The organism is Pseudomonas sp. NFXW11, from assembly GCF_049887815.1.
Taxonomy (GTDB): domain Bacteria; phylum Pseudomonadota; class Gammaproteobacteria; order Pseudomonadales; family Pseudomonadaceae; genus Aquipseudomonas.
Map to the genome: position 1 here is coordinate 218,251 of NZ_JAGEKI010000009.1, position 12,340 is coordinate 230,590.

General features: G+C 65.9%; 11 protein-coding genes. 3 read left to right on the forward strand and 8 right to left on the reverse strand.

The window, feature by feature from the left end:
• Positions 1 to 118: 118 nt before the first annotated feature.
• Both J4P02_RS16395 and J4P02_RS16400 read right to left on the reverse strand, forming a co-directional pair.
• Complete coding sequence (locus J4P02_RS16395; protein ID WP_426192048.1) at positions 119 to 946, reverse strand: amino acid ABC transporter permease; 828 nt, start codon at positions 944 to 946, stop codon at positions 119 to 121.
• The gene (locus J4P02_RS16400; protein ID WP_426192050.1) at positions 943 to 1,764 is read right to left on the reverse strand and encodes an ABC transporter substrate-binding protein; all 822 of its coding nucleotides are present in this window, start codon (positions 1,762 to 1,764) and stop codon (positions 943 to 945) included. Before J4P02_RS16400 ends, J4P02_RS16395 begins: the two co-directional genes overlap by 4 nt.
• A gap of 110 nt (positions 1,765 to 1,874) precedes the next feature.
• Here J4P02_RS16400 and J4P02_RS16405 point away from each other — a divergent pair, with 110 nt between their 5' ends.
• Positions 1,875 to 2,774, forward strand: coding sequence for a homocysteine S-methyltransferase family protein (locus J4P02_RS16405; RefSeq protein ID WP_426192052.1), 900 nt, complete (start codon positions 1,875 to 1,877; stop codon positions 2,772 to 2,774).
• 99 nt (positions 2,775 to 2,873) lie between these two features.
• Here J4P02_RS16405 and J4P02_RS16410 read toward each other — a convergent pair whose 3' ends face one another.
• From J4P02_RS16410 to J4P02_RS16420, 3 genes are read right to left on the reverse strand one after another with little or no spacing between them, the layout of a single operon-like run.
• Positions 2,874 to 3,545, reverse strand: a complete 672-nt coding sequence (locus tag J4P02_RS16410; RefSeq protein WP_426192054.1) for a GNAT family N-acetyltransferase — start codon at positions 3,543 to 3,545, stop codon at positions 2,874 to 2,876.
• A 19-nt stretch (positions 3,546 to 3,564) separates the two neighbouring features.
• Positions 3,565 to 4,005, reverse strand: a complete 441-nt coding sequence (locus tag J4P02_RS16415; RefSeq protein WP_426192056.1) for a GNAT family N-acetyltransferase — start codon at positions 4,003 to 4,005, stop codon at positions 3,565 to 3,567.
• Positions 4,006 to 4,036: 31 nt separating this feature from the next.
• Positions 4,037 to 4,660, reverse strand: coding sequence for an FMN-binding negative transcriptional regulator (locus J4P02_RS16420; protein ID WP_426192058.1), 624 nt, complete (start codon positions 4,658 to 4,660; stop codon positions 4,037 to 4,039).
• Positions 4,661 to 4,763: 103 nt separating this feature from the next.
• Here J4P02_RS16420 and J4P02_RS16425 point away from each other — a divergent pair, with 103 nt between their 5' ends.
• Both J4P02_RS16425 and J4P02_RS16430 read left to right on the forward strand, forming a co-directional pair.
• Positions 4,764 to 6,314: a PLP-dependent aminotransferase family protein gene (locus J4P02_RS16425; protein WP_426192060.1), complete on the forward strand. Its 1,551-nt coding sequence runs from the start codon at positions 4,764 to 4,766 to the stop codon at positions 6,312 to 6,314.
• A gap of 38 nt (positions 6,315 to 6,352) precedes the next feature.
• Complete coding sequence (locus tag J4P02_RS16430) at positions 6,353 to 7,564, forward strand: YeeE/YedE family protein (RefSeq protein ID WP_426192062.1); 1,212 nt, start codon at positions 6,353 to 6,355, stop codon at positions 7,562 to 7,564.
• A 463-nt stretch (positions 7,565 to 8,027) separates the two neighbouring features.
• Here J4P02_RS16430 and J4P02_RS16435 read toward each other — a convergent pair whose 3' ends face one another.
• The 3 genes from J4P02_RS16435 to J4P02_RS16445 all read right to left on the reverse strand — a co-directional run bounded on the left by J4P02_RS16435 (position 8,028) and on the right by J4P02_RS16445 (position 12,261).
• The gene (locus J4P02_RS16435; RefSeq protein WP_426192064.1) at positions 8,028 to 9,128 is read right to left on the reverse strand and encodes a polyamine ABC transporter substrate-binding protein; all 1,101 of its coding nucleotides are present in this window, start codon (positions 9,126 to 9,128) and stop codon (positions 8,028 to 8,030) included.
• Between the two features lie 12 nt (positions 9,129 to 9,140).
• Entirely contained in the window at positions 9,141 to 10,172 is a 1,032-nt protein-coding gene (locus J4P02_RS16440; RefSeq protein ID WP_426192066.1) for a histone deacetylase family protein, read from the reverse strand.
• Positions 10,173 to 10,335: 163 nt separating this feature from the next.
• On the reverse strand, positions 10,336 to 12,261 hold the full coding sequence (locus J4P02_RS16445; protein ID WP_426192068.1) for an ankyrin repeat domain-containing protein: 1,926 nt from the start codon (positions 12,259 to 12,261) through the stop codon (positions 10,336 to 10,338).
• Between the last annotated feature and the right edge of the window lie 79 nt (positions 12,262 to 12,340).

A 12,340-nucleotide genomic window follows, 5' to 3' on the forward strand; every position in this document is an offset into this window, starting at 1 on the left:
GGAGTGGCGAGGGAGCTTGCTCCCGCTGGGCCGCGAAGTGGCCCCAAAAATGGGCCTGCCATGCAGTCCAGCGGGAGCAAGCTCCCTCGCCACAGGTTATCTACTGGCCGCCAGGGTTTCAGCCGCGCTTGGCGTAGCCCTTGCCGTAATGCTTTTCCAACTGCGCCTGGATCAGTTCCAGGCCGATGGACAGCAGCCAGTAGATCAGCGCCGCGGTGCTCAGCATCTCGATATAGCGGTAGCTGGAACGGCCATAGGACTGGGCCAGGAACATCACCTCCCACACCCCCATCACCGAGATCAGCGACGAATCCTTGAGCATCGAGATGAACTGGTTGGTGGCCGGCGGAATGATGGTGCGCATGGCCTGGGGCAGGGTCACCTGCCAGAAGATCACCCGGTCACTCATGCCCAGGGCCAAGGCCGCCTGGCGCTGGCCGTGGGGCACGCCGAGGATGCCGGCGCGGAAGATCTCGCTGAGGTAGGCGCCGTAGTTCAGCGACAGGGCGATGATCCCGGCCGTGATGGCGCCCGGTACCACCCCCAACTGCGGCAGGCCGAGGTAGATCAAGAGGATCTGGATCAGCAGCGGCGTGCCGCGAAAGAACGAGGCATAGAAGCTGGCGATGCCGAACCCCACGGCGCTGGACGACAGCCGTGCCAGCGCGGTGGCAAAGCCCAGCAGCGACGAGGCGACCATGGAGCAGGCGCAAAGGAACAGGGTCAGCGCCGCGCCCTGGAGAAAACCGCTGGGGGACAGGTGCAGGCCGATCAGGTTCGGCAGCTTGTCGAGGATGATCGAGAACTTCAGCTCGAACCCCAGGAAGAAGCTGGCGAACAACCCCAGCAACACCGCCCAGGTCAGGTACAGGCGAGTACGAAAGCCCAGCAGGCGCCTGAAGCGCGATTCGGCCTCGGGCGCGGGGGGTGGTGTATAGGCAGTCATTGGCTGATATCGGCGCCGATCCACTTCTGCGAGAGCCGGCTCAGGGTGCCGTCCTGCTTCAGCTGGGCGAACACCTCACGCACCTTGGCGTTCCACTGCGCATCGCCTTTCTCGATGGCCACCGAGTTGGGCTCGGCGTACAGCGGCTCGCCGGCCAGCTTGAAGCGCGAGTCCTGGTTCAGGCGCGGTTGCGCGGTTACCAGGTTGGTAAGGATTGCATCCAGGCGCACGCCGGGGCCCAGGCCGAGGTCCTGGAAGGCCACGTTGTCGGTGTCGTAGGGGGCGATCTGCACGTTCTCGAAGGGGTATTGCAGCTGGGTGTCCTCGGCCCCCTCGATCACCAGGTTCTTGTTCAGGTAGCCCTCGTAGCTGGACGCCGCGGTGAGGCCGACCTTCTTCTGGCTCAGGTCCTGGGCGCCGTGAATACGCTCATCCTTGGCGTTGACCACTATCACCGCCGGCGAAGCGTAGTACTGCACCGGGAAGTCGAAGACTTCGGCGCGGGCCTTGCTCGGGGTCATGGAGCAGATGCAGATGTCGTAGCGCCCGCTCCAGTGGCCGGCGGCGATCACGTCCCAGGAAGGTGTCTCCAGGCGCAGCTTGACCCCGAGCTTGTCGGCCACCGCCTTGGCCACCTCGACATCGAAGCCGTCCAGCTGGTTCTGCTCGTTGAGGAAGGAGAAGGGCGGATAGCTTTCCATCAACACCCCCACCAGCTCTTTCTTCTGCTCGATACGCTCCAGGGTGGTGCCGGCGAAGGCTTGGGAAGAGGCGGCGAGAAGGCCAAGGCCGAGGGCCAGCAGGGGTTTGAAATTCATCGGAAACCTGACTGAAAAAGAGTTGTTATTAACTGAATGGTGCGTATTTAATAGTTATAAGAACGACTCCGGTAGTGAGTTATTTTCATAAGCATATGAGCGAAAAGCATATGGGCGCAGGCAAGGCGGTAATTCTGGATGGCGGTATGGGTCGTGAACTGCAGCGCCGTGGTGCGCCGTTCCGGCAACCCGAGTGGTCGGCCCTGGCGTTGAGCGAAGCGCCCGAGGCGGTGCAGGCGGTGCACGCGGCCTATATCGATAGCGGGGCCCAGGTGATCACCAGCAACAGTTACGCGGTGGTGCCGTTCCATATCGGCGAGCAGCGCTTTGCCGCTGAAGGCCAGGCCCTGGCCGCCCTGGCCGGCGAGCTGGCGCGCCGTGCGGTGCAGGCTTCCGGCAAGCCGGTGCGGGTGGCGGGGTCGTTGCCGCCACTGTTCGGTTCCTATCGCCCGGATCTGTTCGATGCCGCACGGGCCGCGGAGCTGCTGCAGCCGCTGGTCACGGGCCTGGCGCCCCATGTCGACCTGTGGCTGGCGGAAACCCAGAGCGCCATCGTCGAGGCGCGGGCCATTCACAGTGGCCTGCCCAAGGACGGCAAGCCGTTCTGGTTGTCCTTCACCCTGAAGGACGAAGAGGTCGATGAAGTGCCGCGCCTGCGCTCCGGTGAAACAGTGGCTGAAGCGGCGGCGGTAGCGGCCGAACTCGGGGTGCAGACCCTGCTGTTCAATTGCAGCCAGCCAGAAGTCATCGGGGCGGCGGTGGACGCGGCCCGTGAAACGTTCGAGCGCCTGGGTGTGCAGATCGATATCGGCGTGTACGCCAACGCCTTCCCGCCGCAGCCCGAGGATGCCACCGCCAACGATGGCCTGTGCCCGCTGCGCGAAGACCTGGACCCGCCGGGCTACCTGCGCTGGGTGGCCGACTGGCACCAGCGCGGTGCCAGTCATATCGGCGGGTGCTGCGGCATCGGCCCGGAGCATATTGCGGTGTTGGCGCAGCAGTTGGGTTAACCACAGCACTGGTAGGAGCCGGCTTGCCGGCGAAAGGGCCTTCAAGCCTTGCGCCGCCCGGCCAGCTCTTACGCGAGGCATGGGCGGCGAAAAAGCCCTCTAGCCGCGGCACTCCGCCAGTGTCTTGAGCTGCCCCGAACCGCTCTGGTTCTCATCGCTGAGCCACCGCTCGAACCCCCGGGCGATGGCCGGCCATTCCGAGTCGAGAATCGAGAACCACGCGGTATCCCGGTTCTGCCCCTTGGCCACCATATGCTGGCGAAACACCCCTTCAAAACTGAAGCCCAAGCGCTCCGCGGCATAGCGTGAGCGGCCATTGGCGTTGTTGCATTTCCACTCCAGGCGCCGGTAGCCCATGGCGAAGGCTTCCCTGGCCAGCAGGTACACTGCTTCGGTGCTCTTGGGCGAGCGCTGCATGGCCGCGCCGAAGGTCACGTGGCCGATCTCGATCCGGCCGTGCACCGGCACGATCGACATCAGGCTGATGAGGCCCTGCACCTGGCCGCTGGCACTGTCGATCACGCTGAAGAAATACGGGTCGCTGGCCGCCGCGTGGCCCGCCAGCCAGGTGTCGAACACCGGGCGTTCGGGGTAGGGGCCGTAAGGCAGGTAGTCCCACAGCTTGGGGTCGGCGCCAGGGCCTTGCAGGGCTTGGAACAACTGATCGCCGTGGCGTGCCGGGTCAAGGCGTTCCAGGCGGATGAAGCGCCCTTCCAGCAGCGTGGCCGAAGGCGCCGGGGCGCCTTTCCAGTCGGCAAGGGAGATAGACATGTGAAGGCTCCTAGAGGGCTTAAAGGGCTTTGCGGAATTGGATGAAGCCGGGGCGCTCGGCAATCCGCTCATACAGCTGGATGGCCGTGGCATTGGTTTCATGGGTCAGCCAATGGACCTTGGCGCAACCGTCCTTCTTCGCCTGGGCATAGACGAACTCGATCAACTGCCGGCCCACGCCGGTGCCGCGCTGCTCCGGGGCCACCAGCAGGTCCTGCAGGTAGCAGGCGTTCTCGATGCTCCAGTTGGAGCGGTGGTAGATGAAATGCACCAAGCCCACCGCACGCTCGCCGTCCCAGGCCAGGGCGGCGTGGGTGGGCTCGCGCTCGTCGAGCAGGCGCTGCCAGGTGCTCTGGGTCACGTCGTCCGCCAGCTCGGTTTGGTAGAAGCGCAGGTAGGCCTGCCACAGTGGCAGCCAGGCGGCCTTATCGGCGGCGGTAACGGGGCGGATCTGGCTCATGCAATCTCCTGTTGTTGTTCTGGATGGAAAGCTAGGGCATCAACTGGGCCAGCTGGCGGTCACGCAGGTCGCTGCTGGCCGCCAAGCCTTCACGCACCCCGGCGCTGTCCTCGGCGCTGCGGTTCTGGCTGAGCTTGCGCTTGCCCTCCAGGCGCTGGATCGGCAGGGCGAAGCCGACAATGGCCCGCAGCATGCCATCGATATAGTCGGCGGGGGCGTCTTCCACCTTCCATGGCTGCTTGCGGCCGGCCTCGTGGCGATCGGTCAGGGCGCTGACCAGGTTCAGCAGGCGGTGCGGGTCGTTGAACACCTCTGGGCGGCCATAGGCATGCACCGCCACGTAGTTCCAGGTGGGCACCACTTTGCCGTGCTCGGCCTTGCCCGGGTAGAACGCCGGGCTGACGTAGGCGTCCGCGCCGCTGAAGATCACCAGTGCCTCCGCGCCGCCGGCCAGTTCCGCGCATTGCGGGTTGGCCTTGGCCAGGTGCCCATAGAGGGTGCCATTGGGGCCCTGCTCGGGGCTCAGCAGCAGCGGCAGATGGCTGGCCTGCAAGCCTTGCGCGCCCCAGGTCACCAGGGTGGCCAGGCGGCAGTCGTGGATCACGCCGTGCAGGCGGGCGAGGTCTTCATCGGCGAAAGCGCGGGGTAGGTACATGAAAAAAATCCTTGGCGAGTGGCTGCATCCTAGGCAGGCTAATGGTTCGTTGTAAGAGCCATCTGTGGTCTATTTCATGGGTCCAATCCCCGAGTGAAGCGCGATGAACAGTGCATTGCCGCCGCTGTCTTTCAACCCTGCCGGCATCGAGCTGGATCGCCGCCAGGGCCTTAGCCGCCAGCTGTATCAGGCCCTGCGCCTGCGGGTGCTGGATGGCCGCCTGGCCAGCGGCACGCGCCTGCCGGCCAGCCGCGACCTGGCGGCGGCCCTGGGGATTTCCCGCAACAGTGTGGTGCGCGCCTATGACCAGCTGTATGCCGAAGGCTTTATCGAGGGCCGGGTCGGCGATGGCACCTATGTGGCTCAATTGCCGGAAACCCGGTTGCCGATCAAAAAACTATCCACAAAAGTATCCACAGGGTTTTCAACAGGCTTACCCACAGGTTTATCCACAAAATCCACGGATTTACCTGGAATTACATCCAGTAAAGTTATCCACAGCAGCGGTTTGCAGCGCCTGCAAAAGCATCATTTGAGTACCCCGCCCAGTGGTCCGCCGCGGGCTTTTCGGGTGGGCGTACCGGCCTTCGATCTGTTCCCGTTCGAGGTCTGGGCCAAGCTGAATGCGGCTTTCTGGCGCAAGCCGGACCTGCATCAGCTGTGTTATGGCGATGCGGCTGGCGATGCACGCCTGCGCAGCCTGATTGCCGCCTACCTGCGCAGTGCCCGTGGCTTGCAATGCACCGCTGAACAAATTGTGATCACCTGCGGTGCACAACAGGGCATTAGCCTTTGTGCACAGTTGCTGGTGGAACCCGGGGATGCCGTGGCGGTGGAAAACCCCGGCTATCGCGCTGCGGGCCACGCCTTCGCCATGGCCGGGGGGCAACTGCGCGGTGTGGCGGTGGATCAGGAGGGCATCGATTGCCGCCAGCTGGAGCAACTGGACAACTGCCGGCTGGCCTATGTGACCCCCTCTCACCAGTACCCCACGGGGGTGATCATGAGCCTGGCCCGGCGCCTGGAACTGCTGGCCTGGGCTGAGCGCAAGCAGGGCTGGATAGTCGAGGACGACTACGACGGCGAGTACCGCTACAGCGGCGCGCCCCTGGCCCCGCTGGCGGCGCTGGACCGCCAGGGGCGGGTGATCTACGTCGGCACCTTCGGCAAGGTGGCGTTCCCGGCGCTGCGTCTGGGTTACCTGGTGCTGCCGCCGAACCTGGTGCAGCCCTTCGCCCAGCGCCGGGCGGTGGATGTGCGGCATTCCGAGGTCAGCACCCAGGCGGTGATGGCCGAGTTCATGGCCGCCGGGCATTTCCAGCGGCATATCCGCCGCATGCGCCGGGCGGCCCTGAGCCGGCGCAATACACTGCTGGCCGGTTGGCCCCAGGCAATCGCAGGTGTCGGGTCCTTGCCCACGGTGGCCGCCGGATTGCACCTGACGGTGACGGTGGACAGCCTGGCGCGGGAGCGCGAGCTGCTGGAACAGGCCGCCGGCGTGGAGGTCGAGATCAATGGCCTGAGCAGCTACTGGCTCCCCGAAACCACCTTGCCCGAGGACCGCCGGGCCGGCCTGGTGCTGGGCTTTGCCGCCGTGCCCGAGGCGGCTATCGAGGACGCCCTGGGCCGCCTGCGTCGGGCCTGGCGGGTCTGACGGGGTATACTCGCGGCCCTTTAAACCGGGGAACCCTCATGAACCAGACCCTCTCCGTGGCGCCTGAACGCAGGTTCGCTGCCCCGCTGTTCGCCCTGTTGCTGTTGGTGGCCGGGGCCCTGTTCCTGCAAGTCCAGGTCGGTGCGCGGCAGGTATTGCTGCTGCTATTGGGCGCTGCCCTGGGCCTGACCCTCTACCACGCGGCGTTTGGCTTCACCTCGGCCTGGCGGGTGTTTATCCGCGACCGGCGCGGTGCCGGCCTGCGGGCGCAGATGGTCATGCTGGCGCTGGCGGTGTTGCTGTTCTTCCCGGCACTGGGGGCCGGCAGCCTGTTTGGCCAGCCGGTGGTGGGGCTGGTGGCGCCGGCCGGGGTGTCGGTGATCTTCGGCGCCTTTATCTTCGGCATCGGCATGCAACTGGGCGGTGGCTGCGCCTCGGGCACCTTGTTCACCGTGGGCGGCGGCAATGCGCGGATGCTGGTGACCCTGGCGTTTTTCATCTGCGGTTCGCTGATCGCCACCCATCATGTGGACTGGTGGTTCGCCTTGCCGTCGCTGCCACCGATCTCCATCGTCCAGAGCTTCGGCGTGGGCCCGGCCATGGGCCTGAGCCTGTGCCTGTTCGCGCTGATCGCGGTGCTGACCCAGGCCCTGGAAAAGCGCCGCTACGGCAGCCTTGAGGCACCCGTGAGCAGCCAGCATCAAGGCTGGCGCCGGCTGCTGCGCGGGCCCTGGCCGCTGGTCTGGGGCGCGGTAGCCCTGGCCCTGTTGAATTTCGCCACCCTGGCCTTGGCCGGTCGCCCCTGGGGCATCACCTCGGCCTTTGCCTTGTGGGGCGCGAAAGTCGCCAGCGGGCTGGGGGTGGACGTGGGCAGCTGGGTGTTCTGGCAGGGCGCGGCGAATGCCAAGGCCCTGGCGGCGCCGGTGTGGCAGGACATCACCAGCGTCATGGACATCGGCATCGTGCTGGGGGCCTTGCTGGCGGCGGGGCTGGCAGGGCGCTTCGCCCCGAGCCTGAAGATCCCTACCCGGTCCCTGGTGGCGGCGGTGATCGGCGGGCTGCTGCTGGGCTATGGTTCGCGCCTGGCCTACGGCTGCAACATCGGCGCCTATTTCAGTGGCATTGCCTCCGGCAGCCTGCATGGCTGGCTGTGGCTGGTAGCGGCCTTTATCGGCAACGGCGTGGGCGTGCGCCTGCGGCCCTTGTTCTTCGCCGAAGAACGCACGGCCCAAGGCCTCACCGGCTGCTAACCCGCCTTGTCGTGGTGAGGGAGCTGGCTCCCGCTCGGGCGCGCAGCGGCCGTAAAACCGGCTAACGCGGTGTGTCAGGCCGAAGCGGATAGCCGCTTCTGGGCTGGCTGCGCCATCCAGCGCGAGCAAGCCACAGGGGGCGACTGCGCACTGTGCTTTTTTTGTGGCGAGGGAGCTGGCTCCCGCTCGGGCGCGCAGCGGCCGTAAAACCGGCTATCGCGGTGTGCCAGGCCGAAGCGGGTAGCCGGTCTTGGGCTGGCTGCGCCATCCAGCGCGAGCAAGCTCGCTCGCCACAGGGGGCGGTTGCGACTGTGCTTTTTTTGTGGCGAGGGAGCTTGCTTCCGCTCGGGCGCGCAGCGGCCGTAAAGCCGGCTATCGCGGTGTGTCAGGCCGAAGCGGGTAGCCGGTCTTGGGCTGGCTGCGCCATCCAGCGCGAGCAAGCTCGCTCGCCACAGGGGGACGATCAGGTGCCTGATTTGATCTTGGTCCAGGCCCGGGTCCGTGCCCGCTCGGCATCACGGGGCAGCGGCTGCAGGGTGTACAGGGTGCTCATGGCCGCCGCCGTCGGGTACAGGTTGGGGTTGTTGCGGATCGAAGGGTCCACCCGCTCGGTGGCGTCCTTGTTCGGGTTGGGGTAACCGACAAAGTCGCTCACCGGGGCAATCACCTGGGGTTGCAGCAGGTAGTTGATAAAGGTGTAGGCGTCTTGCGGGTTCTTGGCACCCTTGGGAATGGCCAGCATATCGAACCAGATCGGCGCGCCTTCCTTGGGCAAGCGCATGTCCACTGTTACCCCGTTCTTGGCCTCCTTGGCCCGGTTGGCGGCCTGGGAGAAGCTCCCCGAATAACCCACCGCCACGCAGATATCGCCATTGGCGATGTCGGCCATGTACTTCGACGAGTGGAAGTAGGTGATGTACGGGCGGATCTTCAGCAGCAGCGCCTCAGCCTTCTCGTAATCCGCCGGCTGCTTGCTGTTGGGGTCCAGGCCCAGGTGCTGCAGGGCCAGGGGCAGGATTTCCGATGGCGAGTCCAGCAGGGCCACGCCGCACTGCTTGAGCTTGCTGATGTTCTCTTCCTTGAAGATCAGGTCCCAGCTGTCCACGGGTGCCTGGTCGCCTAGGGCGGCCTTGACCTTGTCCGGGTTGAAGCCGATCAGGATGGTGCCGTACATGTAGGGCACGGCGAACTGGTTGCCCGGGTCATTGGCCTCGATCAGCTTCATCAGCTTGGGGTCCAGGTGGTTCCAGTTGGGCAGCTTGCTGCGGTCCAGGGGCTGGAACACCCCGGCCTCGATCTGCTTGGCCAGGAACACGTTGGACGGCACCACCACGTCATACCCGGAATTGCCGGTGAGCAGCTTGGCTTCCAGGGCCTCGTTGGTGTCGAAGATGTCGTACACCAGCTTCACCTGGCTGTTCTGCGCCTTGAAGTCGTCCAGGGCCTTGGGGGTGATGTAGTCGAACCAGTTGTACACCCGCAGGGTGCGTTCCTCGGCCTGGGCGGCAGTGCCCAGCAGGCTGGCGCAGAGGGCGGGAAGGAGCAAGCGTTGGAGTCTTTTCATGCTGCGAATCCCTCATTGGGCGCTTTGAAAGCCTTCGAGAACGTTGACGGCGTTGATGCCAATTTCTGCCACTGCGTAACCGCCTTCCATCACGAACAGCGTCGGCTTGCCGAGGGCGGCGATGCGCTTGCCCATGGCCAGGTAGTCCGGGCTGTCGAGCTTGAACTGGGAGATCGGGTCGTCCTTGAAGGTGTCCACGCCCAGGGACACCACGATGACCTCGGCGTCATGGCGCTGGATCTCGTTGCAGGCCTGCTCCAGGGCCGCGCTCCACACTTCCCAGCCGCTGCCGGCGGCCAGCGGGTAGTTGAAGTTGTAGCCTTCACCTGCACCTTCGCCGCATTCGTCGGCGTAGCCCAGGAAGAACGGAAACTCGGCTTCCGGGTGGCCGTGGATCGAGGTGAAGAGCACGTCGCTGCGCTCGTAGAAGATCGACTGGGTGCCGTTGCCGTGGTGGTAGTCGACGTCGAGGATCGCCACCTTGGCGTGGCCCTGGTCGAGGAAGGCCTGGGCGGCGATGGCGGCGTTGTTCAGGTAGCAGTAGCCGCCCATCAGGTCGCCAGCGGCGTGGTGTCCCGGTGGCCGGCACAGGGCGAAGGCACTGTGGGCGCCGCGCTGGATCGCCGCCTGGGCGGTGAGCGCCACTTGCGCCGCGCTGTAGGCGGCCTGCCAGGTGCCGGCGGTGATCGGTGCGCCGCCGTCGAAGCTGTAGTAGCCGAGCTGGCCGTGCAGGCTGCTGGGAATCACGCTGCGCAGGGTGCGTGCCGGCCAGGTGTAGGGCAGCAGGTCGCCGTCGATGCCCTGGGCGGCCCAGCGTTCCCAGGCGCCCTGGAAGAACTCCAGGTAGGCGCGGCTGTGGATGCGTTCGATGGGGGCCAGGCCAAAGTCCCGGGGCGCCTCGACCGGCCCCAGGTTGCGGTGCTTGACCCGCTCCAGCACATGGTCGGCCCGGGAGGGCATTTCGAAGCAGGGCATCAGTTGCCCGTCGATCAGTTCACAGCGGCCATGGTGCAGGTGGTGATCGTCCGAGTAGATCGTCAGCATATTGTTGTTCTCCGCAGGCTGATTCAGTGCTTCACAGTCTTGCGGGGCGCAGGGATTCGGAGAACGGCAGGAGCGGCCAAAAGGGGATTGATCTGGCCAACGTGTGTGACCGAAATTCGCCCCTCAAAGAGGCGCGGCGCCCCATTGCGGGGCGCCATGGGGTTCAGCTGGCGGGCGGGGCGGGCACAAAGCGCTGCAGCACCTTGAGCATGTCCTCGCGTTTTCTCCGGGCGATGGCTTCGAGCAAGATCGCGTAGCCCTTTTTCTCGCAGTGCTGGCCGACATTGGGGTCGGCGCCTTTCTCCAGCAGCAGGGTGAACAGGTCCAGGGTGTCCTGCAGGCTGACGGAGGGCGAAGGGGCGTCGGCGGAGGTCTTGTCGGCGACCAGCGTCAGCAGGCTTTCGCCCACCTGCTGGTTGTAGCAGATGCCGCGGCCGTAGCTTAGGTTGAGGTTGGCACCGGCCTCTATCAGCTGCTTCATGGCCACGTAGTTGTTGCCCGAGTAGGCCCGGTACAGTGCGGTTTCGCCATCATCCTTGCTGCGCAGGTCGAGGTTCTGCGGGTATTGCAGCAGCCAGGTGAAGCCTTGCAGGCTGCGCTTCTGCTCGGCCATCAGCATCAGCGGCGTCACGCCCTGGCTGTCGGGTTCGTCGATGGCGACGCCGGCCTCGATCAGGAATTTCAGGCGCCCGCCCTGGCTCAGGTCGGGGCTGTCGCCGAGGTCGCGGCGCATGGCCAGGGTGGCCAGGGTGCTCCGGTTGTACAGGCCGCTGGTGTGGGCGCCGTGCTCCAGCAGCAGCCGGGCGATGTCCAGGCGCGGGGTGTCCAGGGCATGCAGCAGGGCGCTGCGACCGTCCTCGGCCATGACTTCACCGCTGATCCCGCTGGCCAGCAGGCGCTGCACTGCGGCCTGGTCGCCGGCATCCACGGCGGCCACCAGCGGCCAGAAGGCCTGGCACGCCTGCGGGTTGGCGGCGTTCAGGCCCAGGCGCTGCAGCACCCGGGGCGGGATGCTCATCTGGCGTTGCAGGCGCAGGCCGCAATACACCCGATAACCCTCGATGGCCCGGCCCTGATGGGCGTTGTCCCCCGGCCGCTGTTCGAACAGCGCCCAGTCCAGGTCCGCCAGGTTGAGGTAGGTCGGCATGCGTCCAGGGTCGCGGCGCAGCACTTCCTGGAGCCAGGGGCGGGCCGTTTGCAACTGGCCGGCCTCGCTGGCCCAGAAGGCGATGTCATTCAGCAGGCCAGCGTATTCCCGACGGTCGCCGGCGATGCTGCGAAAGTCATGGGTGACGAAGAAGTCCTCCACCTCGCGGATGCCCGGCAGTTTGTCCTTGGCCGTGCGCAGCTGCTCGTGCAGCCCGCGGAACTCTTTCCAGAGGCTGTCCGGGTTCGGGGCTGGTGCCGGCACGTAGGCGTTGAGGGTGATCGGCCCGCTGCCGCGGGTGAAGGGGCGGAACCACGGCGGGAATGTCTCCAGGGCCTGCAACCACTGCTGGCCGGTTTCCTCGCTGATGGCTTGCAGCGGGGTGAACTCCATCTGGCTCAGGTCCTGGCGGTGACTGATGGCCAGCAGCGGGTGCTGTGGATCGCGCTGGTCGATCAGCAGGTAGCGTTCGCTGAGTTGCCACTCGGAGGGCTCCTTGCACTGGAAGCTCAGGGGCGTGAGGCTGATGCCGGGGACCAGGGTATTGCTCGTGGGCCAGATGTCGCTGACTTGGATGTCATAACCCGGGGTCACGCAGACCCGCAGCTCCTTGGGGCTGAACAGCGCCATCGGTGGCGACTTGTAGACCCGCTGCCGGTACTGCAGGTCCTGATAGGCATTGAAGTAGAACAGCCCGCGGTACTGGCTCAGGACAATCCGCAGCGGCACCCGCGCCAGGCCCGGCAGGGGGAACGGCTTGAGCTCCAGGGTGGCGGTTTCCGGGTAGTCGAGGACGAAGCTGCGGCGCATGCCCGACCATTTGATCCAGGCCAGGTCCATGTCGAAGGCCTGGGCCGCCGGGGCGCCAGCCAGCAGTGCCAGCGCCAGGCCAAGCCCGCGAATGCCGATGCGCCGGGCGATGGCGCCTGAGAATAGGTTCAACGTTGCAGTCCCTTGCCGGTACAAAGCCCGGCAATGTAATGCAATCGGCGGTTTTCTGCCGGGCTTTGTATCAGGCCCG